This is a genomic window from Sphingobium estronivorans (genome assembly GCF_008692605.1).
Taxonomy (GTDB): Bacteria; Pseudomonadota; Alphaproteobacteria; order Sphingomonadales; family Sphingomonadaceae; genus Sphingobium; species Sphingobium estronivorans.
The window spans coordinates 149,375-172,119 of the sequence record NZ_LFCT01000002.1 but is presented as its reverse complement, the minus strand read 5'-3'; the positions used below and the strand labels follow the sequence as shown (position 1 = coordinate 172,119).

Genomic DNA, 22,745 nt, shown 5'->3' with positions numbered 1-22,745 from the left:
ACTGGAAAGATCAACGGACGCTTGAAAATCCTTCCCTTGGCGCATGGGAAGAGGGCGCGCCCGGGACGGTGGCGGAGGTCAGCCGCGGCGTATGTCCGCCACCTCGAACATGTCCTCGATCCTCGGCTCGACGCCCGGATCGGCCGGCATTTCCTCCCGCTCGGTCGCCTGCCGCGCCCACATGGCGGCGTAAAGTCCGTCCGCCCGCACCAGATCGCCATGCCGTCCGCGCTCGACAATGCGCCCCTGCTCCATGACGATAATCTCATCGGCATCGACCACGGTGGACAGCCGATGCGCGACGATCAGCGTGGTCCGTTTGCGCGCTATGCTGCGCAGCACGTCCTGAATCTCCGTTTCGGTCCGGCTGTCGAGCGCGCTGGTCGCCTCGTCCAGCACCAGCACCGGCGGATCCTTGAGCAGCGTCCGCGCGATCGCCACCCGCTGTTTTTCGCCGCCGGACAGCTTCAGGCCGCGTTCCCCGACGCGCGTGGCATAGCCCTGCGGCAGTCGCATGATGAAATCATGGATCGACGCCGCCCTGGCCGCCGCCTCAATCTCCTCCTGGGTCGCGCCCTGACGGCCATAGCCGATATTATAGCCGACCGTGTCGTTGAACAGCACCATGTCCTGCGGCACGATGCCGATGGCCGAGCGCAGCGATTGCTGCGTCACTGCCGAAACATCCTGCCCGTCGATCAGGATGCGCCCGCCCTGAATGTCATAGAAGCGGAACAGCAGTCGGGCGATGGTCGATTTGCCCGCGCCCGATGGCCCCACAATGGCGAGCGTCCTGCCAGCCGGCACGGTGAAGCTCACGCCATGCAAAATCTCCCGTTCGGGATCATAGCCGAAATGCACATGATCGAAGCGCACTTCACCCGCCTCGACATGCAGCGGCGGCGCTTCCGGCGCGTCGGCGATCTCCGTCTCCGTGTCGATCAGCTTGTACATCGCCTCCATGTCGATCAACCCTTGCCGGATCGTGCGATAGACCATGCCCAGCAGGTCGAGCGGCCGGAAAAGCTGACTGAGCAGCGTATTCACCAGCACCACGTCGCCGGTCGAAAACTGCCCTTTGCTCCACCCCCAGACGGTATAGCCCATGGCCCCCGCCATCATCAGGTTGGTGATCAGCGACTGGCCGATATTGAGCCACGCCAGCGAGTTTTCCGACTTCACCGCCGCATCGGCGTAGCGGCGCATCGCCTTGGCATAGCGGGTGGCCTCTCGCTCCTCCGCGCCGAAATATTTGACCGTCTCGAAATTGAGCAGGCTGTCGACGGCATGGGCGACGGCGCTGGTGTCCATGTCCACCATGTCGCGCCGCAACTGGTTGCGCCATTCGGTGATGGTCCGGGTGAACCAGATATAAAGGCCCACCATCACCAGCGTCGCGGCCACCAGGCCGGGGCCGAATTTCACGAAGAAGATGACGCAGACGGCGGCGAGTTCCAGCACCGTCGGCGCGATGTTGAACAGCAGGAAATAGAGCATCGTGTCGATGCTCTTCGTGCCGCGCTCGACGATCTTGGTGACGGCGCCGGTGCGCCGGTCGAGGTGGAAGCGCAACGACAGCCGATGCAGATGCACGAACACATCGTCGGCCAGCCGCCGTCCGGCCTCCTGTCCGACCCGTTCGAACACGGCGTTGCGCAGATTGTCGAAGAGGACGCTGCCGAAGCGCGCCCCCGCATAGGCCACGACCAGCGCCATGGCGAGGGCCACGCCCGGCTCCATCCCCGGCACCATCCGGTCGACAGCGCCCTTGTAGGCGAAGGGCATGGCCAGGCTGACGACCTTCGCCACCAGCACCAGCGCCATGGCGATAACCACCCGCCGCCGCAGCGCAGGGGCATCGGCGGGCCAGAGATAGGGAAGGAAGCGCCGCATGGTCGCCCAGACGGGCGGCAGCGGGGAATTGTCAGGCGTGGATGGCGGCATGGGCGGTATGTAGGGCCGCCAAGCCGCAAATGCCACTTATAAGCCCCTCCCTGACGAGGGAGTGGCTTATTTGTCGGAGCGGATTAATCGCGCAGCAGTTCGTTGATCCCGGTCTTGGACCGCGTCTGCGCGTCCACCCGCTTGACGATCACCGCGCAATAGAGGCTCGGCCCCGGCGTGCCGTCGGGCAGCGGCTTGCCGGGCAGATTGCCGGGCACGACCACTGAATAGGGCGGGACTTCGCCCATGAACACTTCGCCGGTGGTGCGGTCGACGATCTTGGTCGACTGGCCGATGAACACGCCCATCGACAGCACCGAACCCTTGCCGATGCGCACGCCTTCCACGACTTCGGAGCGGGCGCCGATGAAGCAGTCATCCTCGATGATGACGGGATCGGCCTGCAACGGCTCGAGCACGCCGCCGATGCCCACGCCGCCCGACAGGTGGACATTCTTGCCGATCTGCGCGCAGCTGCCCACCGTCACCCACGTGTCGACCATCGTGCCTTCATCGACGAAGGCGCCGATGTTGACGAAGCTGGGCATCAGGATCACATTCTTGGCGATATGCGCGCCGGCGCGGGCGAAGGAACCCGGCACCGCGCGGAAGCCGGCGGCGCGGAACGCGGCCTCGTCCCAGCCGGCGAACTTGCTGGGCACCTTGTCCCACCAGTGGCCCGCGCCCGGACCGTTTTCGATCAGGGCGTTGTCGTTGAGCCGGAAGGACAGCAGCACCGCCTTCTTGAGCCACTGGTTGACCTGCCAGCCGTCGCCCGCCGGTTCGGCCACGCGCGCCTCGCCGCTGTCCAGCATCGCCAGCGCCTTGTCGACCGCCTGGCGGATGGCGCCCTGCGTCGACAGGTTCACATTGGCCCGGTCTTCCCAGGCGGCGTCGATGGTCGCGATCAGTTCGTTGCTCATGGCTTTTCCCCAAGAATATCCGCCAGAAACGGCGTCAGATGGTCGGTTTCGAAATCGATGAAGTCGGGATGATGCTCGTGATTGCCCGCTTCCGAGCCGTTATTGACCCAGATGGTGGACATGCCGATCGCCTTGGCGGGGCGCAGGTTGCGCGCCATATCCTCGAAAAAGGCGGCGCGGGTCGGATCGACGCCATGCACCCGGCACAGTTCCGCATAGCCCGACGGATCGGGTTTCGGAATATATTGGCAGGCATGGATGTCGTGGATCAGTTCGAACGCGCCCGTCAGGCCCAGCCTGTCCAGCACCCGCGTCGCATAGGCGCCGTCGCCATTGGTGAAGATCAGCCGACGCCCGGGCAGCGCGGCGATATGGGCGTTCAGCGCCTCGTCCACCTCCAGCCGGTCCATCGAAATATCGTGGACATAGTCCAGGAAGGCGTGGGGTTCGATGCCATGATGGTGCATCAGGCCCGACAGGGTCGTCCCATGCTCCAGGAAATAGCGTTTCTGCGTTTCCTTGGCGACGACCGGATCGCAACCCAGCAACCCCTGGATGAACTCGCCCATCTTGACGTCGATCAGCGCGAACAGGTCGGCCTTGGCCGGATAGAGCGTGTTATCGAGATCGAAGATCCAGCAATCGATATGGCTAAGGGCGCTGCGCATGGCCGCGCCCTAGTCCCGTGCGGGGGCAAGGGCAAGGATTCTCCTGCGCTTCAGCCGCAGCCGGGTGCCTGTGAATCCTTGTAAAAGGTCTGCACCGCCGCCCATGCATCCTCGGCGGTCTCCACCCAGGTCAAAAGGTTGAGATCGGACGGCGAGATCACCCCTTCTTCCGCCAGCGCCTCGAAATCCACCACCCGCGTCCAGAAATCGCGCCCGAACAGCAGGATCGGGATCGGCTTCATCTTGCCGGTCTGGATCAGGGTCAGCAGTTCGAACATCTCGTCGAACGTGCCGAAGCCGCCCGGAAACACCGCCAGCGCCCGCGCCCGCAGCAGGAAATGCATCTTGCGCAGGGCGAAATAGTGGAACTGGAAGCTGAGTTCGGGCGTGACGAAGCGATTGGGCGCCTGCTCATGGGGCAGGACGATATTCATGCCGATGGTCGTCGCGCCGACATCCGCCGCGCCGCGATTCGCCGCCTCCATGATCGAGGGGCCGCCGCCCGAACAGACGACGAAGTGGCGGCATCCCGCCTCGTTCACCGGATATTGGGCCGCGATTCGCGCCAGCTTGCGCGCTTCGTCATAATAACGCGCCTTCCTGCCCAGATTTTCAGCGATTCGCTTCTGGTCCGGCGTGGTCGCGGCGTCGATCCGCTCCTGCACCTGGTCGGGCTCGGGAATGCGCGCGGACCCGTAGAAAACGAAGGTCGATTCGATCTTCGCCTCATCCATCAGCAATTGGGGCTTCAGCAATTCCAGCTGGAACCGCACCGGCCGCAAATCCTCGCGCAGCAGGAATTCGGTGTCCTGAAAAGCCAGGCGATAGGCGGCGCTGCTGGTCTGGGGGGTGTCGACATTCTTGCGGGCATCGGCCGCTTCCTGTCGGGCTGGGCGGAATTTGCGTTCTTCGATTTCTTTTCTGGTCATTGCCAGCAAGGTAGAATGGCGGAGCGACAAAGCCAAGGCGCTCAGCGGCAAAACCCGCCTTTTCCACCCATGTCGAAATGAAAATGATCGTGATGCGCGGCGTTATAGTCGGGGCTGAGCACCGTGCGGAACCGCTTGCAGGCGCTGGCGTGGACAACCTCCAGAAACTGGCGCGTCCGCTTGTCGCCGTTCCAGTCCCGCTCGACGGAAATCCGCCGCCCGTCGCTCAGCACGAAGGCCGACACGTCGACCGCATTGCTGTGCGCATGTTCGCTGAGTTTGCCGCTGCCCGCGATCGGCCGGCAATTATAGGTGCCGAACGTCTCGATCCGCTCGATCTCCGCGCCCAGGATCAGCCGGGCGGCAGGCTGCACGCCATAGCGCGCCCAGGCCGCGAAATTGGCGGCAAGGTTGCAGGTCATGGCGCCCAGATTGGTCGCGGGCACGCCGATGTCGAGCAGCTTGACGCTGCCCACCGCGCTGCATCCACCACCGAAATTCTGGTCGGGCAGGGGCGTGAACAACACCGATTGCGAATTCAGCTTCGCCATGCACTGGCGTACTTCCATCGATGGCGGCGCAGCGGGACGGGCGGTCCTGACCGGCTTGGAGGGGCGCTCCACGCGGCCCCGCGGCACCAGATCGCCGCCGCAGCCCGCCAGCATCAACGCAACCGCCGCCGGGGCCGCAAAGCCCATGCCGCGAAGGATCGCTTTCCCCCTAACCCGCTCAAACATGGAAAAAGCATTTACCACGTCCGGCTGGATCAAGGGTTAACAGCGGACTCGGTTTATCGCATCCAGCCATTCGATTGGACTCTTTGGCGGCTTGACTCTTCGCTCCAACTCTTTAGGTCGGCCAGCGGGCCACGCGGTCCCAACGCCGCGCGTGCTCTCTGTAAGGAGACGCATTACATGACTGATCTGACTGCCGTTGACGCCACCATTGCGCCTGCTGAAAAGCCCGCCACCCGTCCGGCCCGCCCCTATTTCTCTTCCGGTCCCTGCGCCAAGCCTCCGGGCTGGAGCGCTGACAAGCTGAGCGCCGAGTCCCTCGGCCGCTCGCACCGCGCCAAGATCGGCAAGACCCGCCTCGCTTATTGCATCGACCTGATGCGCGAGTTGCTGAACCTGCCCGAAACCCACCGCATCGGCATCGTTCCCGGCTCCGACACCGGCGCCTTCGAAATGGCGATGTGGACGATGCTGGGCGCCCGCCCCGTCACGACGCTCGCTTGGGAGAGCTTCGGTGAGGGCTGGGTGACGGACGCGGCCAAGCAGCTCAAGCTTGATCCGACGATCATCCGCGCCGATTACGGCCAGTTGCCCGACCTCACCACCGTCGATTTCTCGAACGACGTGCTGTTCACCTGGAACGGCACCACCTCGGGCGTGCGTGTGCCGAACGCCGACTGGATTCCGGCCGACCGCGAGGGCCTGACCTTCGCCGACGCCACCAGCGCGGTTTTCGCTTATGACATTGACTGGGCGAAGATCGACGTTGCGACCTTCTCCTGGCAGAAGGTGCTGGGCGGCGAGGGCGGCCATGGCGTGCTGATCCTGGGCCCCCGCGCTGTCGAACGCCTCGAGACCCACACCCCCGCCTGGCCGCTGCCGAAGGTCTTCCGCCTGATGGCGAAGGGCAAGCTGGCCGAAGGAATCTTCAAGGGCGAGACGATCAACACCCCCTCCATGCTGGCCGTCGAGGACGCGATCTTCGCGCTGGAATGGGGCAAGTCGCTGGGCGGCTCCGCAGGCCTGATCGCGCGCAGCAACGCCAATGCGGCGGCGCTGAACAAGATCGTCGAGGAGCGCGATTGGCTCGGCCATCTCGCCGCCGACGAAGCGTCGCGCTCGACCACCAGCGTCTGCCTGACGGTCGAGGGTGCGGACGAAGCCTTCATCAAGAGCTTCGCGGCTCTGCTGGAGAAGGAAGGCGCCGCCTATGACGTCGCGGGCTATCGCGACGCCCCGGCGGGCCTGCGCATCTGGTGCGGCGCGACGGTTGAGACCGCCGACATCGAAGCGCTGGGTCCTTGGCTCGACTGGGCCTACGCCACCGTCAAGGCTGCTTAAGCAAACTTCTTCCCTATTCCCCGTCATCCTGACGAAGGTCAGTATCTCGGGCGGCCAGGCCAATCCTGGAGGCCCGAGATCCCAGCCTTCGCCGGGATGACGAATTGAAAGGCAATTCGTCATGCCCAAGGTACTTATTTCCGACAAGATGGACCCCCGCGCCGCCGCGATCTTCCGTGAGCGTGGCGTCGAAGTCGACGAAATCACCGGCAAGACCCCGGACGAGCTGAAGGCGATCATCGGCCAGTATGACGGCCTCGCCATCCGCAGCTCGACCAAGGTCACCAAGGATATTCTCGATCACGCGACCAACCTGAAGGTCATCGGCCGCGCCGGCATCGGCGTCGACAATGTCGACATCCCGGCCGCCTCGTCCAAGGGCGTGATTGTGATGAACACCCCGTTCGGCAACTCGATCACCACCGCCGAGCACGCCATCGCGCTGATGTTCGCGCTGGCCCGCCAGTTGCCCGAAGCCAACGCCCAGACGCAGCAGGGCCTGTGGCCGAAAAACGGCTTCATGGGCGTGGAAGTCACCGGCAAGACGCTGGGCCTGATCGGCGCCGGTAACATCGGCTCGATCGTCGCCAGCCGCGCGCTGGGCCTCAAGATGAAGGTCGTTGCTTTCGATCCCTTCCTGACCCCGGAACGCGCCGTCGAAATGGGCGTGGAAAAGGCCGATCTCGACACGCTGCTGGCGAAGGCCGACTTCATCACGCTGCACACGCCGCTGACCGACCAGACCCGCAACATCCTGAGCAAGGAAAATCTTGCCAAGACCAAGAAGGGCGTGCGCATCATCAACTGCGCCCGTGGCGGTCTGATCGACGAAGCCGCGCTCAAGGACGCGATGGACGCGGGCCATGTGGCGGGCGCCGCGCTCGACGTCTTCGTGACCGAACCGGCGAAGGAATCGCCGCTGTTCGGCACCCCCAACTTCATCTGCACCCCGCATCTGGGCGCGTCGACCGACGAAGCACAGGTGAACGTCGCGCTTCAGGTGGCGGAACAGCTGTCCGACTATCTGCTCGACGGCGGCATCACCAATGCGCTGAACGTGCCGTCGCTGTCCGCTGAGGAAGCTCCGAAGCTCAAGCCCTATATGGCGCTGGCCGAAGAATTGGGCAGCCTGGTCGGCCAGCTCGAAGGCGACCGCATCCAGAGCGTCTCGGTCGAGGTCGAGGGCCATGCCGCCGAACTCAACCAGAAGCCGATCACCGCAGCGGTGCTGGCGGGCCTGATGCGCGTCTATTCGGACACGGTGAACATGGTCAACGCGCCCTTCCTGGCGAAGGAACGCGGCCTCGATGTCCGTGAGGTCCGTCATGACCGCGAGGGCGACTACCAGACCCTCGTCCGCGTGACCGTGAAGACGGAAAGCGGGGACAAGTCGGTTGCGGGCACCCTGTTCGGTCATTCGCAGCCGCGTCTGGTCGAGCTGTTCGGCATCAAGGTCGAGGCCGACCTCGCGGGCGACATGCTCTACATCGTCAATCAGGACGCGCCGGGCTTCATCGGTCGCCTCGGTTCGACGCTGGGTGAGGCGCAGGTGAATATCGGCACCTTCCACCTCGGCCGCCGCAATCAGGGTGGCGAAGCCGTCCTGCTGCTCTCGGTCGACGGCGCGGTGAACGAAGCCGTTCTGGCCGACATCTGCAAACTCGCAGGCGTCAAGACCGTGAAGCTGCTGCGCTTCGCATAAAGACGGTTCGGGCTGGCCTATTGCGTATAATCCGCTAAAGGCCAGCCCCATGACCATGACGAGCGCCACGATCCCGCCCGGCCTCCTCCCCGAAGGACTGTCAGACCGCCTGCCCCCGCAGGCAGAGGCTTCCGCGCGCCTTGCGCGCCGCGTGCTCGATACCGTCGCCGGGCATGGCTATGAACGTGTCATGCCGCCGCTCGCGGAGTTCGAGGACACGCTGGTCGGCCGCCTGAAAACGATGCGCGCGCAGGACCTTGTCCGCGCCATCGACCCTGTTTCCCAGCGCAGCCTGGCCCTCCGCCCGGACATGACCGCGCAGATTGGCCGCATCGCCGCCACCCGCCTCGCGTCCGCGCCCCGTCCGCTGCGCCTCTCCTATGCCGGGCCGGTGATCCGCCTGCGCGCGAATCAGCTTCGCCCCGAGCGCGAACGCTTCCAGATCGGCGCCGAACTGATCGGCAGCGACAGCGCGACTGCCGCCGTCGAAATCGTGAATGTCGCCATCGAGGCGCTGCAAGCCGCCGGCGTCACCGGCATCACCATCGACTTCACCTTGCCGGACCTGATCGACAGCCTCGCCGCCGGCCCGCTGCCGCTGGCGCCGGAAGAGGTCGAGGCCGTCCGTGCCGAACTCGACGCCAAGGATGCTGGCGCGCTTGTCGCGATCAGCCCGGCCGCCGCCGCCTATCTGCCGCTGATCGAGGCCACCGGTCCCTTCCACGCCGCGATGGAGCGGCTGGAAGCGCTCAATGCCGAGCTCGGCGGCGCCATCGACAGCCGGATCGCGGGCCTGCGCGCCATTGCCAAGCCCATTGGCTGGGACATCACCCTGACGCTCGATCCGACCGAGCGCCATGGCTTCGAATATCAGAACTGGTTCGGCTTCTCGATCTTCGCGGAGGGCTTCATCGGGGAGATCGGCCGGGGCGGCAGCTATGCCATCACCCGCGCCGACGGCTCGGACGAACCGGCGATGGGCTTCTCGCTCTATCCCGATCCGCTGATCGATGCGGGCTTCGGCGGCGAGGCACCCCGACGCCTGTTCCTCCCGCTGCACCATGACGCGGCCCGCGCCGCCGAATTGCGGGCGGAAGGCTGGCAGACCATCGCGGCGCTCACGGGCCAGGAAAATGGCGAGATGCTGCGCTGCTCCCACTGGCTCGACGGCCACGATCCGCGCGCCTATTGACTTTGCGCCTATTGACTTTACCGGGCCAGCGCGGCTAACGCGCGGCCCGCAACACAGGGCAATGCGCCCGCTTTATCCCACCGGCATGCCGAGTCCCGTCGAAGGGCATGGCCGGTCCGCGCGGCGGGCGGAGGACTATATCCATGGCAAATGTTACCGTGATCGGCGCCCAATGGGGCGACGAAGGCAAAGGCAAGATCGTCGACTGGCTGTCGGAACGCGCGGACGTCGTTGCCCGCTTCCAGGGCGGCCACAATGCCGGCCATACGCTGGTGGTGGGCGAGAAGGTCTACAAGCTCTCGCTGCTCCCCTCGGGCATCGTGCGCGGCACGCTGTCGGTCATCGGCAATGGCGTGGTGCTCGACCCCTGGCACTTCCGGGATGAAGTCGCCAAGCTGAAGGGGCAGGGCGTCGCCATCACCCCCGAAAACCTCCAGATCGCGGAAACCTGTCCGCTGATCCTGCCCTTCCACCGCGACCTGGACGGTCTGCGCGAAGACGCATCGGGCGCGGGCAAGATCGGCACCACCCGCCGCGGCATCGGCCCGGCCTATGAAGACAAGGTTGGCCGCCGCGCGATCCGCGTCTGCGACCTGGCGCATCTGGACGATCTCGGTCCGCAACTCGACCGCCTGACCGCGCATCACGATGCCCTTCGCGCAGGCTTCAACGAAGCGCCGATCGACCGCGACGCGCTGATGGCCGAACTGCGCGACATCGCCAGCTTCATCCTGCCCTTCGCCAAGCCCGTCTGGCTGACGCTGAACGACGCCAAGTCCAAGGGCAAGCGCATCCTGTTCGAAGGCGCGCAGGGCACGCTGCTCGACATCGACCATGGGACCTATCCCTTCGTCACCTCTTCCAACACGATCGCGGGAACGGCGGCGAGCGGCACGGGCCTTGGCCCGTCGGGCGCCGGTTTCGTGCTGGGCATCGTCAAGGCGTACACCACCCGCGTCGGCTCCGGTCCGTTCCCCACGGAACTGGAAGATGAGACCGGCCAGCGTCTGGGCGAGCGCGGCCATGAATTCGGCACCGTCACCGGTCGCAAGCGCCGTTGCGGCTGGTTCGACGCCGTGCTGGTGCGCCAGTCGGTCGCCGTGTCCGGCGTCACCGGGATCGCGCTGACCAAGCTCGACGTGCTCGACGGCTTTGACGAACTGAAGATTTGCGTCGGCTACAAGATCGGCGACCAGAGCTTCGACTATCTTCCCGCCCATGCGCAGGATCAGGCCAAGGCCGAACCGGTGTATGAGACGATCGAAGGCTGGCACGACACCACTGCGGGCGCCCGCAGCTGGGCGGAACTTCCTGCGCAGGCGATCAAATATATCCGGCGCATCGAGGAACTGATCGGCTGCCCGGTCACGCTCGTCTCCACCAGCCCCGAGCGCGAGGACACCATCCTCGTCCGCGATCCTTTCGCGGATTGATCCGATGGCCGGCGATCGCTTCGAGCGGCACAAGCAGCCCTGGACGGCCGACGAGCTGCAAAAGCTCCATACGCTGGCGAAGAAGGGCATGGCGCTGAAGGCGATCGCCAAGGCCCTGACCCGCAGCGAGGAATCGGTGAAGGCCCGCGCCAAGCAGGACGGGCTGAACATCGCGAAACTCCGCTAGGACTGGACGCTGTCGAGCGCCAGTGCGACACTCCCTCGACCCAGCAAGGGAGTCTCCCATGGCGCTCGACATCCTCCTCCTTTACGGCTCTTATCGCCGGGGCCGCCTCGGCATCCGCTTGGCCGATTATCTGATCCGGGGCTTCCAGCAACTCGGCCATACGGCTGAGTTGATCGATGCCAAGGCCATTGGCCTGCCCATGCTCGACCTGCGCTACAGCGACTATCCCGCCGGCGAAGCGCCCGCCGCCATGACCGCGCTCTCCGAACGGCTCGCGGCCGCCGATGCCTTCGTCTTTGTCGCGGGCGAATATAATCGCGGCGTCCAGCCCGGCCTCAAGAACCTCACCGACCATTTCCTCAAGGAATTCGACGGCCGCCCGGCGGGCGTCGCCAGCTATTCCATGGGCCGCTTCGCCGGGGTCAACAGCCATGCCGCCTGGACCGTGACGCTCAATGCCATGGGCATGACCGTCATCCCCGAGCGCCTCAGCGTCGGCCAGATCGGCGATACGCTGGATGCCGAAGCCCGCCCCCATGGCGAAAGCGGCGCGGCGTTGGAACGCGGCTTTGCCAGCTTCGCCCGCAGCCTCGTCTATTGGGGGGAAGCGGTGCGCCGCTGACGCCACCGCGGTCCACTATCCCCGGTTCAGGACCGCTTTTCCTCGTCCACCATATCGGACGCCAGCTCCAGTCCTGCACGGCCGTGGGACGGCGTGTGCGCGGGCGCCCGGGGATGGACCCCATATTCGGGCTCCTCGACCTCCAGCATGCCTTCCCATTTGGTGATGACGGAGGTGGCGATGGCATTGCCCAGCACATTGGTCGCGGTGCGGCCCATGTCCATGAAATGATCGACCGCCAGGATGAAGGCCACGCCTTCCACCGGCAGGTCGAACTGGCCCAGCGTCGCCGCCACCACCACCAAGCTGGCGCGCGGAACGGCGGCGATGCCCTTGCTGGTCACCATCAGCACCAGCAGGATGATGATCTGCGTCGCGATCGGCAGGTCGATGCCATAGGCCTGGGCGATGAAGATCGTCGCGAAGGTCGAATACATCATCGACCCGTCCAGGTTGAAGCTGTAGCCGAGCGGCAGCACGAAGCTGTAGATGCGGCGCGGCACGCCGAACCGGTCGAGCTGCTCCAGCATCTTGGGGTAGGCGGCTTCCGAAGAGGCGGTGGAAAAGGCGATCAGCACCGGCTCGCGCACATAGCGGATCAGCGTCAGCATCCGCTTGCCCAGGAAGATCGATCCCGCCGCGCACAGCAGCAGCCACAGCGCACCCAGCGCCAGATAGAATTCGCCCACCAGCTGGCCGAAGGTCTTGAGCACGCCCAGCCCCTCGGTCGTGATGGCCGACGCCAGCGCGCCGAACACCGCGAGCGGCGCCATGCGCATGACATAGCCGGTGACTTGCAGCATCAACTCGACCATCGCCTCGATCACGGTGACGATGGGCTTGCCCTTCTCGCCGATGGCGGTCAGCGCGACGCCCACGAACAGCGAGAAGACGACGATCTGCAGGATCGAATTTTCCGCCATCGCGCCGACCATGGAGGTCGGAAACACATGCAGGATGAAGTCGCGGAAATTGAGCGCCTCGGTATTGACGCCCGCATCCGCGCCGGACCGGACCAGGTTCAGCCCTTCGCCCGGCGCGAAGACATTGACGAGGAGGAGGCCCAGCGCCAGCGAGATCAGGCTGGCCATGATGAACCAGCCCAGCGCCCGCCCGCCGATCCGCCCCAGTGCCGCGCTGTCTCCCATATGGGCGATGCCCGCCACCAGCGTCGAAAAGACCAGCGGCGCGATGATCATCTTGATCAGGTGAAGAAAGATGTCGGCCAGCAGATGGAAATAGCCCGCAACATCCTTCGCCAGCGCCTTGTCGCCGCCGACCCAGAGGTTGGTGGCGAAGCCCACAATCACCCCCAGAACCATGCCCGTCAGGATGAAGGCCGTCAGTCGATTTCGCATCTTGATCCTTTTGCCCGGCCTGTCCGGCACGCGTCTGTTTTTGCCCCTGTCAGACGGCTACACCTAACAGGCGCCCGAAGCGCCCGCAATCGGAGCGCGCCGGGCGGCTATCGCATTCAACCAATCAGGGACCGGTTGGGCCGCGCCGCGGCGGGCGGATCAGGGGTAGAGCATCCCCTCGCGCCAGCCGTCGCCGGCGCGCTCGAACAGGCGCCGTTCATGCAGCCGATGCTCGCGGTCCTGCCAGAATTCGATGCGGTCGGGCTTCACGCAAAAGCCTGACCAGTGCGGCGGCCGGGGGACCGGCCCGCCCTCGAAGCGCAGGCTCACCTCCTCATAGCGGGCCATGAACAGGTCGCGTGACGCCAGCGGGCGCGACTGGTCCGACGCCCAGGCGCCCAGCTGGCTGTCCCGGCTGCGCGTGGCGAAATAGGCGTCGGCGGTGGCATCGTCCACCGGCCCGACCGGTCCCTCGATGCGGATCTGCCGGCGCAGCGATTTCCAGTGGAACAGCAGCGCCGCATGGGGATTGACGTGCAGTTCCTCCGCCTTGCGCCCCTCGAAATTGGTGTAGAAGACGAAACCGTCCGGCCCATGCCCCTTCAGCAGCACCATCCGCACCGAAGGCCGCCCGCGCGCATCGGCGGTGGCCAGCGCCATGGCGTTGCTGTCGTTGATCTCGGTTTCGCGTGCCTCATGATACCAGGCGTCGAACAGGGCAAAGGGATCGGTCATGGCGATGATTTAGGCGCGGGCGCCTGCGATGTCGATAAGGCGGCAAGGATAAGGCTTGTTGGATAAGGCTTTCCCACGCTTGAACGATCCGTCGCCTTTCGCCACATAGGATGCCAAAGTTTTTTCATTCAAGAAGGATGTGCACCCGGCCATGGCCGACCCTTATTCGACATTGGGCGTGGCGCGCGGCGCGAGCGAGGCCGAAATCAAGTCGGCCTATCGCAAGCTGGCCAAGGAACTGCATCCCGACCGGAACAAGGACAATCCGCAGGCGGCGGAGAAATTCTCTTCCGTCACCACCGCCTATGACCTGCTGTCCGACAAGGACAAGCGCGCCCGTTTCGACCGGGGCGAGATCGACGGTGACGGCAATCCGACCGCGCCCTTCGGTTTCGGCGGCGGGGGCGGCGGCTTTCGCGGGCATCCGGGCGGCCAGGGCGGCGGCTTTGAATTCAACGGCGGCGGCGGCGATTTCGGCGATATTTTCGAAGGGCTGTTCGGCGGCGGCGGCGGTGCGGGCCGTCGCGGGGGCGGCGGCTTTGGCGACTTCGGCCGGGGCGCGCCGCCGCAAAAGGGCGCCAATGTCTCCTATCGCCTCGCCGTGCAATTCGTCGACGCCGCCACGCTCGCGCCGCAACGGATCACGCTTCAGGACGGCAAGACCCTTGATCTGAAACTGTCGGCGGGCGTCGAGAGCGGCACCCAGATGCGCCTGTCCGGCAAGGGCCAGCCGGGTCCCGGCGGTGCGGGCGATGCCATCGTCACGATCGAGATCAAGCCGCACCCCTTCTTCACCCGTGACGGCGACAATGTGCTGCTCGATCTGCCGATCACGCTGGACGAGGCGGTCAAGGGCGCGAAGGTCAAGGTGCCTACGGTCGACGGCCCGGTGATGCTCGGTGTCCCCGCCGGCGCGACGTCCGGCAAGACGCTGCGCCTGCGCGGCAAGGGCTTTACCGGCAAGGGCGGCCAGCGCGGCGATCAGCTCGTCACCCTGCTGATCGACGTGCCCGCCGACGATCCGGCGATCCAGGCGCTGGTCGAAGGCTGGCAGGACAGCCGGGCCGTGCGGACCCATCTGGGCGTCTGAGGGGTTAGGGAGGAATGCCGCAACCTTCCCCCCTCTCCCCCGAATCGCGCCGTCATCACCTTGCCGACCATGTTCGCGACCGGTTCGACCGTCAGATCGACCGGGTGAAGCCGGGCACGCAACCCTTTGAAATCGCGAAGCGTGTCATCGTCGGCACCTATAGCGACGGCTTCATCCATGCGGGGAACCTCGCCTATCTCTCGTTGATGACGCTGTTTCCCTTCTTCATCGTCGCGGCGGCGGTGGCCAGCATCTTCGGCCGGTCGCAGGATGGGCTGGCGGCGGTGAACGCCTTTCTCGACAATGTGCCGCACGGCGTCGCCGATGTGGTGCGGCAGCCGATTCATGACGTGCTGCACGCCCGCACCGGTCCGCTGCTGTGGCTGGGCGGACTGGTCGGCCTCTGGACCGTCGGCAGCCTGATCGAGACGATCCGCGACATTCTCCGCCGCGCCTATGGGACGAAAAGTACGCGACCCTTCTGGCATTATCGCCTGACCGCCATCGGCATCACGCTGGTCAGCGTCTTTGCGGTGATGTTCGCCTTCTCGCTTCAGGTCGTCATCACCGGCATCGACCAGTTCCTGCACCAGATCCTGCCCTTTGCCGACCAGGCGATCCAGATCGTCAGCCTGACCAAGCTGGCGCCGATGGCGATATTGTGCGTCGCGCTCTATTATCTTTACGTCTCGCTGACCCCCAGCCTGTACAAGGATCCGCGCTTCCCCAAATGGCCCGGCGCCATCGCCACGACGCTCTGGTGGTACGGCGTCACCATGCTGTTGCCGCCGACGCTTTCGCTGCTGGGCAGTTACGACCGCACCTATGGCAGCCTGGCGGGCGTGATGATCACGCTCATTTTCTTCTTCCTTGTCGGGCTTGGCGTGGTAATTGGCGCGGAATTGAATGCGGCGATGGCGGAATTTCCCGAAGAGGAATCCGAAGCCGCCGCACAGGTCGACAAAGGAAATGGGACGGTAAAATGACAGGCTTGATGGCGGGAAAACGCGGTCTGATCATGGGTTTGGCGAACGACAAGTCGCTGGCTTGGGGAATTTCGAAGGCGCTGCGCGCGCAGGGGGCTGAACTCGCCTTCTCCTATCAGGGCGATGCGCTCGCCAAGCGGGTGAAGCCGCTGGCGGAGGAACTCGGCTCCGATTTCCTGATCGATTGCGACGTGTCGGACATGGCCAAGCTCGATACGGCGTTCGACGAAATCAAGGCGCGCTGGGGCAAGCTGGACTTTGTCGTCCACGCCATCGGCTTTTCCGACAAGAATGAGCTGCGCGGCAAATATGTCGACACCAGCCTGGAAAACTTCCTGCTGACGATGAACATCTCGGCCTACAGCTTCGTCGCCGTCGCCAAGCGCGCCCGCGAACTGATGGCGGAGGGCGGCAGCCTGCTGACGCTCAGCTATTATGGCGCGGAAAAGGTCATCCCGCATTATAATGTCATGGGCGTGGCCAAGGCGGCGCTGGAAACCAGCGTCAAATATCTGGCGATGGACTTGGGACCGGAAGGCATCCGCGTCAATGCCATCTCGGCCGGCCCGATCAAGACGCTGGCGGCCAGCGGCATCGGCGATTTCCGCTACATCATGAAGTGGAACGAACTGAACAGCCCGCTCCGCCGCAATGTCACGATCGAGGATGTGGGCGGCGCTGGCCTGTACCTGCTGTCCGATCTGGCGGCGGGCGTCACCGGCGAAATCCACCATGTCGACGCCGGCTATAACGTCATCGGCATGAAGGCCGAGGACGCCCCGGACATCGCGCTGGACAAGTAAGTCATGACCCCCTGTCCTGACGGGAGAGGGGAGGGTGAGGGCGCAAGCCCTCCCCATGAAAGGCAGATATGAGCTTCAACACCTTCGGCCGCGTCTTGCGCTTTTCGACCTGGGGCGAAAGCCACGGCCCCGCCATCGGCGCGATGGTCGACGGCTGCCCCCCGGGCCTGCCCTTGAGCGAAGCCGACATCCAGCCTTTCCTCGACAAGCGCAAACCCGGCACGTCGAAATTCACCACCCAGCGCCGCGAAGCCGATGCGGTCCGCATCCTCTCCGGCGTGTTCGAGGCGCCGGACGGAATCCGGCGCACCACCGGCACCCCGATCAGCCTGCTGATCGAAAATACCGACCAGCGCTCCAAGGATTATGGCGACGTCGCCAAGGCCTATCGTCCCGGCCATGCCGACTATAGCTATGACGCCAAATATGGCTTTCGCGACTATCGCGGCGGGGGCCGGTCCTCGGCCCGCGAAACCGCCAGCCGCGTGGCGGCGGGCGCGGTGGCACGGCTTGTCATCCCCGATGTCGACATCTTCGCCTATGTCAGCGAGATTGGCGGCGACGCCATCGACTATGCCCGCTTCGATGCGGGCGAGATCGACAACAATCCCTTCTTCTGCCCCGACCCGGAAGCCGCGAAGCGTTGGGAAAAGCTGGTGGACGACGCCCGACTGGACGGCTCCTCGCTCGGCGCGGTGGTCGAATGCGTCGCCAGCGGAGTGCCCGCCGGCTGGGGCGCGCCGCTCTATGCCAAGCTCGACGGCGAACTCGCCGCCGCGATGATGAGCATCAATGCGGTCAAGGGTGTGGAAATCGGTGACGGTTTCGCCGCCGCTCGCCTGCGCGGCGAGCAGAATGCCGATCCGATGCGGCCCGGCGAGGACGGCAATCCTCTCTTCCTCGCCAACCATGCCGGCGGGATCGCGGGCGGGATCTCCACCGGTCAGCCGATCAAGATCCGCATCGCTTTCAAGCCGACCAGTTCGATCCTGATCCCGGTCGAAACCGTCACCCGTCAGGGCGAAGCGTCGGAAATCGTCACCAAGGGCCGCCATGACCCTTGTGTCGGCATTCGCGGCGTGCCGGTGGTCGAAGCGATGATGGCGCTGGTGCTCGCCGATCAGAAACTCCTCCACCGCGCCCAGTGCGGCGGCGAAGGCTGACCCTCCGCTTTTTTACACGCCGAACCGCACCATAATGTCGGTGAAGATGCGATTCCCGCGAGACGACTCGCCCGATCTGCGGTAACATCCCTGTCACAGATCGCCCGCGGGAGGGCGAGCGGCAGTGCGTAAGCCTGGGGAGCGTCATCGTGCCAAGCATGTCATGACGGTCAAAACGTCCCCTTAAGCCGCGAACACGGGCCAGCCATGCAACCATGGCTGGCCCATTTCGTTTTCCCTCCGTCCAGAGACGGGTTAGGTTCGGCTAACCGGCAGGGCAATCGGGGGGCCTTCGCACATATGCATTTCATCACCGCGCTCATGGGCGTCTATCGCGCGGAAATCGGGCTTCTCATCCTCGCCCTCATGTTCATCGCCTTTGTCCGGGAGCGCTATTCGCCCACCGTCGTGTCGGTGGTCGGCGCCTGTGCCTATGCGGTGCTCGGCCTGATCGACGAGAAGGGCCTGTTTTCGGTCTTTTCCAACAGCGCGCCGCTGACGGTGGGGGCGATGTTCATCCTCTCCGGCGCGCTGGTCCGCACCGGCACGATCAATCGCGTGGCCGACCTCATCACGGCCCGCGCCGAACGCCACCCGCGCCTGGCCATGGCTGAACTGGCGCTGGGCACCGTGCTGCTATCGGCTTTCCTCAACAACACGCCGGTGGTCGTCCTGCTGATCCCGATCATGTTCAAGCTGGCACAGGCAACCGGTTATCCGGTCAAGAAGCTGCTGATCCCGATGAACGCCATTGCCGTGCTGGGCGGGTGCGTCACGCTGATCGGCACTTCCACCAATCTGATCGTTGCGGGCATCGCCGCCGAACAGGGCATGGTTCCCTTCGGCATATTCGCCATCACCCCCTATGGCCTTGCCGGCGTGGCGGCGGGCATCGTGGCGCTGGTCGCTTTATCCTTCCTGCTTCCGAGCGACCCGCCCTCCATCGGCGGCGAGGATGGCGGCGTCGCGCAGGAATATCTGACCGAGTTGATCGTCGGCCATGAAAGCGACCTGATCGGCCGGGAAATCGGCTCGCTCCCGCTATTCGGCCGTTCGGTCGTGCTGCTCGGCCTCAAAAGGGCGGGGGAGATACGCCGCCGCGATCTGGAGGAGGAGGAACTGCATGCCGGCGACCGCCTGATCGTGCGGGCCGACGGCACGGCGATCATGACCATCCGCGAATCCGGCCATTTCGAAATGGGGCTGGCCGCCTCCTCCGAAACACCCGGCGGCGGTACGGTGATCGAGGCGATGATCGCGCCCAGCCATCCTTCCATCGGGGAGCGGCTGGTGGATATTCCCTTCCTCCATGCCCTGCGCGTGCGCATCATCGGCATCAACCGCGCCCGCCATCTGCCCGGCCCCGATCTGGGCGGCAGCCGCGTGCGGGGCGCCGACCGCCTGCTGATCGCGGGCAGCGACGACAGCATCCGCTCGCTCAAGGACAATGCCCATCTGATCGGTGTGGGCATCAGCCGCACCCGCGCTTTCCGCCCGCGCAAGGCATGGATCGCCATTCTCGCCATGACGGCGGTGGTGCTGCTCTCCGCCATGGATGTGATCGGCATCGGGCTGGCCGCCTTCATCGCGGTCGGAGTGATCCTCGTCACCCGCTGCATCGATCCGGAGGAAGCTTGGGCCGCGATCGATGGCGATGTGCTGATCCTGATCTTCGCCATGCTCGCGGTCGGTCTGGCGCTGGAACAGGCGGGCAGCGTCGCGCTGATCGTCGGGTGGATCAAGCCGTTGCTGGCCACGGCGCCCGCATGGTCGCTGGTCTTCCTGATCTATTTCTTCTCGCTGCTCCTGTCCGAACTGCTCAGCAACAATGCGGTCGCGGCGCTGCTCACCCCGCTCACCATCGCGCTGGCCCACCAACTGGGCACCGATCCGCGTCCGCTGGTGATTGCGCTGATGATCGGCGCGTCCGCTTGCTTCGCCACGCCCATCGGCTACCAGACCAATGCGCTGGTCTATGCGGCGGGAGACTATCGTTTCTCCGACTTCGTCCGGATCGGCGTTCCGCTCAACCTGATCGTCGGGCTGGCGGTCTGCACGACGCTGGTGCTGCTGGGGTAAGGATACAGGACCAATTCGCGCCAACCGGCCCTGTCCGGTGGCGGATGGCGACGCCATGATGGCGCCCATGACCAACCTGCCCTTCGTCCAGGTGGACGCCTTCGCCGACGCGCCCTTCACCGGCAACCCGGCCGCCGTCATGCCGCTGGGCCAATGGCTGGACGACGCCACGCTCCAGGCCATCGCGCAGGAGAATAATCTGTCCGAAACCGCCTTCGCCGTCCCGACGCCCGACGATCCCGACGCCGACTATGCGCTGCGCTGGTTCACCCCGGCGTTGGAGGTCAAGCTGTGCGGCCACGCCACGCTGGCGAGCGGCCATGTGTTGATGGGCGGCCACACCGCTGTCCGCTTCCGCACGCGTCAGGCCGGGGTCCTGACGGTCTCGCGCGACCGGGACGGCTACGCCCTCTCGCTCCCGTCCTGGGCGGTCGAACCGAAACCGCTGCCCGCTTTGGCCCCCGCGATGGGCGGCGACATATTGGAAACCCACTGGCGGGAGGGCGGCTATGCGATTTTCGTCTATCCCGACGCTGCTGCGATCCGCGCGCTGGAACCCGATTTCGCCACTCTCCAAAAGGCTGGAGACATCATGCTGATCGCTACCGCTCCCGGCGAGGACAGCGACATTGTCAGCCGCGTTTTCGTCCCCGGCGCGGGCGTAGATGAGGACCCGGTCACCGGCTCTGCCCACTGCCTGCTCACCCCCTTTTGGGCGAAGCGGCTCGATAAGAGCAAATTGACGGCCTATCAGGCGTCCCGGCGTGGTGGTCGCCTGGGGTGCCGCCTTTCGGGTAGCCGCGTGATCCTGACGGGCGCCTGCTGCACCGTGATCGAGGGGAATTTCCTGCTGTAGCGTCTGCGTTATACCAATCCGCTGAGATGCTGGCGCATCACGGATTGGAAAGGCTCCAGCGCCGCACGGGCTTGCTATTACATCTCGACCTGAAACCGTGCCACAATCGCCTGTGCTGCCCGCGTCACATCGTCCCAGGTCACGTCGAATCCGGCATCGTCGCCGAAATAGGGATCGGTAACGCCGCTGCCTTCGCGCCCCGCCACCCAATCCATCAGCAACCGCAATTCCGCCGACCCGTCCGAAGGCCGAACGCGTCGCAGATTTTTCAGATTCTCGCCGTCCAGCGCGAAGATATGGGTGAAGCGCTGGAAATCCTCCGCGGTCACCTGCCGCCCGCGATAGCCCGAAATGTCGATGCCGTGGCGCAGCGCGACTGCCTGCGCCCGCTTGTCCGGCGGCGATCCGACATGCCAGTCGCCGGTTCCCGCCGAATCGACCTCCATATCCAGCCCGGCGCGCGCGGCCTCGGCCCGCAAAGCCGCTTCCGCCAGCGGCGACCGGCAGATATTGCCCAGGCACACGAAGAGAACCGAGATGCTCATCCCTCCGCCGCCGCCGTGCTGAGGCCGAGTTGCGGCACGCCGATAGAGCGCCGCCCGCCAAAATCGGTCCGCGCCACGATCACGCCCAACTTCTCCATATAATCGATCAGCCGCCGCACGCGCCCCGGCGAACTGGTGCCATAGGCCCGCGCCAGCGCCACATCGTCCGGGCAGGGCAGGCCCTGCATCGCCGCCCGCGCGATCAGCAGGAAGGGCGCCAACATATCCTCCGGCACCGGTTCCGCCGCCTTCATCGCATCGGCCCAGCGCGGATCGTCGGCATCGAACATCCCCGCCTGCGCCATGGCGAAACGCTTGCGGAAGGCGGGCAGATCGAGCGGCGGGGTCTTCAGCCCCTTCATCCGGCACCGCACCCCGAAATCCTGGTACAGTGTCGACACGCTCGGCTGCGCCTCGCCCAGATCGGCGACGATCTCCTCCAGCACGGCAATCACCACCGGCTCATTCTGCCCGAAATCCAGTTCCGGCGCGGCGGGCTTGGCAGACGGCGCGGCGGCCAGCGCCCGCATCAATTCCTCGGCGGGCAAAGGTGGTGGTTCCGAACGCACCGGGGGAGGGGGCAAAGCCTCTTCCTCGCCCGCGCTCGCGAACAGCAATTCCTGCAAATTCCCGGTCGCCGCGACCGGCGGCGGCATCAGCTTGTGCGTGCCTCCGCGCGTACTGGTCTTGACCGATCCGATCTTCACCGCGACCGGACGGCGGCAGATGGCCGGCCCCAGTCCCAGAAAGCGCCCACGCTCCAGATCGCGGATCTGCTCTGCCTGCCGCCGTTCCATGCCGAGCAAGTCCGCCGCGCGCGCCATGTCGATGTCGAGGAAGGTGCGCCCCATCAAAAAGTTCGACGCCTCGGCCGCGACATTCTTCGCCAGCTTCGCCAGCCGCTGCGTTGCGATCACGCCGGCCAGCCCCCGCTTGCGCCCCCGGCACATCAGGTTGGTCATCGCCGCCAGCGACAGGCGCCGCGCCTCGTCCGACACATCGCCCGCCGCCACCGGCGCGAACATCTGCGCTTCATCGACCACCACCAGCGCCGGATACCAATGATCCCTGGGTGCATCGAACAGGGTCGACAGGAAGGTTGCGGCGCATTTCATCTGCGCCTCCAACTCCAGCGATTCGAGACTCAACACCACCGAAGCGCGATGTTCGCGAATCCTTGCCGCCATCTTGACGATCTCGCGCTCATTATAGTCGCCCGCGTCGATCACCACATGGCCATATTCATCGGCCAGGGTTACGAAGTCGCCTTCGGGATCGATCACCACCTGCTGGACCAAAGCCGCGCTTTCCTCCAGCAGCCGGCGCAGCAAATGCGACTTGCCCGACCCCGAATTGCCCTGGACGAGCAGACGGGTGGCAAGCAATTCTTCCACATCGATCAGAACGGCATTGCCGTTGCTGTCGCTTCCTATGCTGATGCTGGCGGTCACATAT

21 protein-coding genes are annotated in these 22,745 nt (G+C 65.3%); 12 read left to right on the top strand and 9 right to left on the bottom strand.

All coding sequences use genetic code 11. The features are described from left to right. Nucleotides 1-78 precede the first annotated feature (78 nt). The 5 genes from F7P65_RS02250 to F7P65_RS02230 form a co-directional block, all read right to left on the bottom strand. Nucleotides 79-1,944 (bottom strand): ABCB family ABC transporter ATP-binding protein/permease, encoded by a 1,866-nt coding sequence (locus F7P65_RS02250; RefSeq protein ID WP_150290221.1) that lies wholly within the window; start codon nucleotides 1,942-1,944, stop codon nucleotides 79-81. Nucleotides 1,945-2,027: 83 nt separating this feature from the next. Next, complete coding sequence (dapD, locus tag F7P65_RS02245; protein ID WP_150290117.1) at nucleotides 2,028-2,867, bottom strand: 2,3,4,5-tetrahydropyridine-2,6-dicarboxylate N-succinyltransferase; 840 nt, start codon at nucleotides 2,865-2,867, stop codon at nucleotides 2,028-2,030. Continuing rightward, nucleotides 2,864-3,535, bottom strand: coding sequence for a pyrimidine 5'-nucleotidase (locus F7P65_RS02240; protein ID WP_150290116.1), 672 nt, complete (start codon nucleotides 3,533-3,535; stop codon nucleotides 2,864-2,866). The genes dapD and F7P65_RS02240 overlap by 4 nt, the downstream gene beginning before the upstream one ends. 50 nt (nucleotides 3,536-3,585) lie before the next feature. Next, nucleotides 3,586-4,464, bottom strand: a complete 879-nt coding sequence (locus F7P65_RS02235) for an LOG family protein (protein ID WP_150290115.1) — start codon at nucleotides 4,462-4,464, stop codon at nucleotides 3,586-3,588. Nucleotides 4,465-4,505: 41 nt separating this feature from the next. Further along, nucleotides 4,506-5,162, bottom strand: a complete 657-nt coding sequence (locus F7P65_RS02230; protein ID WP_420853296.1) for an extensin family protein — start codon at nucleotides 5,160-5,162, stop codon at nucleotides 4,506-4,508. 216 nt (nucleotides 5,163-5,378) lie between these two features. On the opposite strand from F7P65_RS02230, the gene F7P65_RS02225 reads away from it, so the two are divergent. The 6 genes from F7P65_RS02225 to F7P65_RS02200 all read left to right on the top strand — a co-directional run bounded on the left by F7P65_RS02225 (nucleotide 5,379) and on the right by F7P65_RS02200 (nucleotide 11,675). Continuing rightward, a complete protein-coding gene (locus tag F7P65_RS02225; RefSeq protein WP_150290113.1) occupies nucleotides 5,379-6,539 on the top strand; it encodes a phosphoserine transaminase in 1,161 nt (386 codons plus the stop codon). A gap of 121 nt (nucleotides 6,540-6,660) precedes the next feature. Then, nucleotides 6,661-8,241 (top strand): phosphoglycerate dehydrogenase, encoded by a 1,581-nt coding sequence (serA, locus tag F7P65_RS02220; protein WP_150290112.1) that lies wholly within the window; start codon nucleotides 6,661-6,663, stop codon nucleotides 8,239-8,241. Nucleotides 8,242-8,296: 55 nt separating this feature from the next. Then, nucleotides 8,297-9,433, top strand: a complete 1,137-nt coding sequence (locus F7P65_RS02215; protein WP_420853295.1) for an ATP phosphoribosyltransferase regulatory subunit — start codon at nucleotides 8,297-8,299, stop codon at nucleotides 9,431-9,433. Nucleotides 9,434-9,576: 143 nt separating this feature from the next. Then, nucleotides 9,577-10,866 carry an adenylosuccinate synthase gene (locus F7P65_RS02210; protein WP_150290110.1) on the top strand — a complete coding sequence of 430 codons (1,290 nt, stop codon included), beginning with the start codon at nucleotides 9,577-9,579 and terminating at the stop codon, nucleotides 10,864-10,866. 4 nt (nucleotides 10,867-10,870) lie between these two features. Then, nucleotides 10,871-11,053, top strand: coding sequence for a hypothetical protein (locus tag F7P65_RS02205; protein ID WP_007685461.1), 183 nt, complete (start codon nucleotides 10,871-10,873; stop codon nucleotides 11,051-11,053). A gap of 58 nt (nucleotides 11,054-11,111) precedes the next feature. Continuing rightward, the gene (locus F7P65_RS02200; protein WP_150290109.1) at nucleotides 11,112-11,675 is read left to right on the top strand and encodes an NADPH-dependent FMN reductase; all 564 of its coding nucleotides are present in this window, start codon (nucleotides 11,112-11,114) and stop codon (nucleotides 11,673-11,675) included. Between the two features lie 26 nt (nucleotides 11,676-11,701). Here the strand turns inward: F7P65_RS02200 and F7P65_RS02195 are convergent, their stop codons facing one another. Both F7P65_RS02195 and pdxH read right to left on the bottom strand, forming a co-directional pair. Beyond that, nucleotides 11,702-13,033 carry a dicarboxylate/amino acid:cation symporter gene (locus F7P65_RS02195; RefSeq protein ID WP_150290108.1) on the bottom strand — a complete coding sequence of 444 codons (1,332 nt, stop codon included), beginning with the start codon at nucleotides 13,031-13,033 and terminating at the stop codon, nucleotides 11,702-11,704. Nucleotides 13,034-13,192: 159 nt separating this feature from the next. Further along, nucleotides 13,193-13,768, bottom strand: coding sequence for a pyridoxamine 5'-phosphate oxidase (gene pdxH, locus F7P65_RS02190; RefSeq protein ID WP_150290107.1), 576 nt, complete (start codon nucleotides 13,766-13,768; stop codon nucleotides 13,193-13,195). A gap of 151 nt (nucleotides 13,769-13,919) precedes the next feature. Here pdxH and F7P65_RS02185 point away from each other — a divergent pair, with 151 nt between their 5' ends. From F7P65_RS02185 to F7P65_RS02160, 6 genes are all read left to right on the top strand, one after another. After that, nucleotides 13,920-14,858, top strand: coding sequence for a DnaJ C-terminal domain-containing protein (locus F7P65_RS02185; protein WP_150290106.1), 939 nt, complete (start codon nucleotides 13,920-13,922; stop codon nucleotides 14,856-14,858). A gap of 14 nt (nucleotides 14,859-14,872) precedes the next feature. Next, the gene (locus tag F7P65_RS02180) at nucleotides 14,873-15,844 is read left to right on the top strand and encodes a YihY/virulence factor BrkB family protein (RefSeq protein ID WP_150290105.1); all 972 of its coding nucleotides are present in this window, start codon (nucleotides 14,873-14,875) and stop codon (nucleotides 15,842-15,844) included. Beyond that, the gene (gene fabI, locus F7P65_RS02175) at nucleotides 15,841-16,647 is read left to right on the top strand and encodes an enoyl-ACP reductase FabI (protein WP_150290104.1); all 807 of its coding nucleotides are present in this window, start codon (nucleotides 15,841-15,843) and stop codon (nucleotides 16,645-16,647) included. Before F7P65_RS02180 ends, fabI begins: the two co-directional genes overlap by 4 nt. Before the next feature lie 68 nt (nucleotides 16,648-16,715). After that, nucleotides 16,716-17,810 (top strand): chorismate synthase, encoded by a 1,095-nt coding sequence (gene aroC, locus F7P65_RS02170; protein WP_150290103.1) that lies wholly within the window; start codon nucleotides 16,716-16,718, stop codon nucleotides 17,808-17,810. Nucleotides 17,811-18,110: 300 nt separating this feature from the next. Continuing rightward, nucleotides 18,111-19,889 carry an SLC13 family permease gene (locus F7P65_RS02165; RefSeq protein WP_150290102.1) on the top strand — a complete coding sequence of 593 codons (1,779 nt, stop codon included), beginning with the start codon at nucleotides 18,111-18,113 and terminating at the stop codon, nucleotides 19,887-19,889. A 67-nt stretch (nucleotides 19,890-19,956) separates the two neighbouring features. Then, the gene (locus F7P65_RS02160) at nucleotides 19,957-20,745 is read left to right on the top strand and encodes a PhzF family phenazine biosynthesis protein (RefSeq protein WP_150290220.1); all 789 of its coding nucleotides are present in this window, start codon (nucleotides 19,957-19,959) and stop codon (nucleotides 20,743-20,745) included. A 77-nt stretch (nucleotides 20,746-20,822) separates the two neighbouring features. Here the strand turns inward: F7P65_RS02160 and F7P65_RS02155 are convergent, their stop codons facing one another. Together F7P65_RS02155 and F7P65_RS02150 are read right to left on the bottom strand one after the other, a co-directional pair. Further along, entirely contained in the window at nucleotides 20,823-21,290 is a 468-nt protein-coding gene (locus F7P65_RS02155; protein ID WP_150290101.1) for a low molecular weight protein-tyrosine-phosphatase, read from the bottom strand. Then, the gene (locus F7P65_RS02150) at nucleotides 21,287-22,741 is read right to left on the bottom strand and encodes a helicase HerA domain-containing protein (RefSeq protein WP_150290100.1); all 1,455 of its coding nucleotides are present in this window, start codon (nucleotides 22,739-22,741) and stop codon (nucleotides 21,287-21,289) included. Before F7P65_RS02150 ends, F7P65_RS02155 begins: the two co-directional genes overlap by 4 nt. Nucleotides 22,742-22,745 lie beyond the last annotated feature (4 nt).

Coding starts and splice junctions, on each gene's coding strand:
- F7P65_RS02200 (WP_150290109.1), top strand. CDS start 11,112: ATGGCGCTCGACATCCTCCTCCTTTACGGCTCTTATCGCCGGGGCCGC.
- F7P65_RS02180 (WP_150290105.1), top strand. CDS start 14,873: ATGCCGCAACCTTCCCCCCTCTCCCCCGAATCGCGCCGTCATCACCTT.
- pdxH (WP_150290107.1), bottom strand. CDS start 13,768: ATGACCGATCCCTTTGCCCTGTTCGACGCCTGGTATCATGAGGCACGC.
- F7P65_RS02225 (WP_150290113.1), top strand. CDS start 5,379: ATGACTGATCTGACTGCCGTTGACGCCACCATTGCGCCTGCTGAAAAG.
- F7P65_RS02230 (WP_420853296.1), bottom strand. CDS start 5,162: ATGGGCTTTGCGGCCCCGGCGGCGGTTGCGTTGATGCTGGCGGGCTGC.
- F7P65_RS02195 (WP_150290108.1), bottom strand. CDS start 13,033: ATGCGAAATCGACTGACGGCCTTCATCCTGACGGGCATGGTTCTGGGG.
- F7P65_RS02160 (WP_150290220.1), top strand. CDS start 19,957: ATGACCAACCTGCCCTTCGTCCAGGTGGACGCCTTCGCCGACGCGCCC.
- F7P65_RS02165 (WP_150290102.1), top strand. CDS start 18,111: ATGCATTTCATCACCGCGCTCATGGGCGTCTATCGCGCGGAAATCGGG.
- F7P65_RS02250 (WP_150290221.1), bottom strand. CDS start 1,944: ATGCCGCCATCCACGCCTGACAATTCCCCGCTGCCGCCCGTCTGGGCG.
- fabI (WP_150290104.1), top strand. CDS start 15,841: ATGACAGGCTTGATGGCGGGAAAACGCGGTCTGATCATGGGTTTGGCG.
- F7P65_RS02235 (WP_150290115.1), bottom strand. CDS start 4,464: ATGACCAGAAAAGAAATCGAAGAACGCAAATTCCGCCCAGCCCGACAG.
- F7P65_RS02185 (WP_150290106.1), top strand. CDS start 13,920: ATGGCCGACCCTTATTCGACATTGGGCGTGGCGCGCGGCGCGAGCGAG.
- aroC (WP_150290103.1), top strand. CDS start 16,716: ATGAGCTTCAACACCTTCGGCCGCGTCTTGCGCTTTTCGACCTGGGGC.
- serA (WP_150290112.1), top strand. CDS start 6,661: ATGCCCAAGGTACTTATTTCCGACAAGATGGACCCCCGCGCCGCCGCG.
- F7P65_RS02215 (WP_420853295.1), top strand. CDS start 8,297: ATGACGAGCGCCACGATCCCGCCCGGCCTCCTCCCCGAAGGACTGTCA.
- F7P65_RS02155 (WP_150290101.1), bottom strand. CDS start 21,290: ATGAGCATCTCGGTTCTCTTCGTGTGCCTGGGCAATATCTGCCGGTCG.
- F7P65_RS02205 (WP_007685461.1), top strand. CDS start 10,871: ATGGCCGGCGATCGCTTCGAGCGGCACAAGCAGCCCTGGACGGCCGAC.
- dapD (WP_150290117.1), bottom strand. CDS start 2,867: ATGAGCAACGAACTGATCGCGACCATCGACGCCGCCTGGGAAGACCGG.
- F7P65_RS02210 (WP_150290110.1), top strand. CDS start 9,577: ATGGCAAATGTTACCGTGATCGGCGCCCAATGGGGCGACGAAGGCAAA.
- F7P65_RS02240 (WP_150290116.1), bottom strand. CDS start 3,535: ATGCGCAGCGCCCTTAGCCATATCGATTGCTGGATCTTCGATCTCGAT.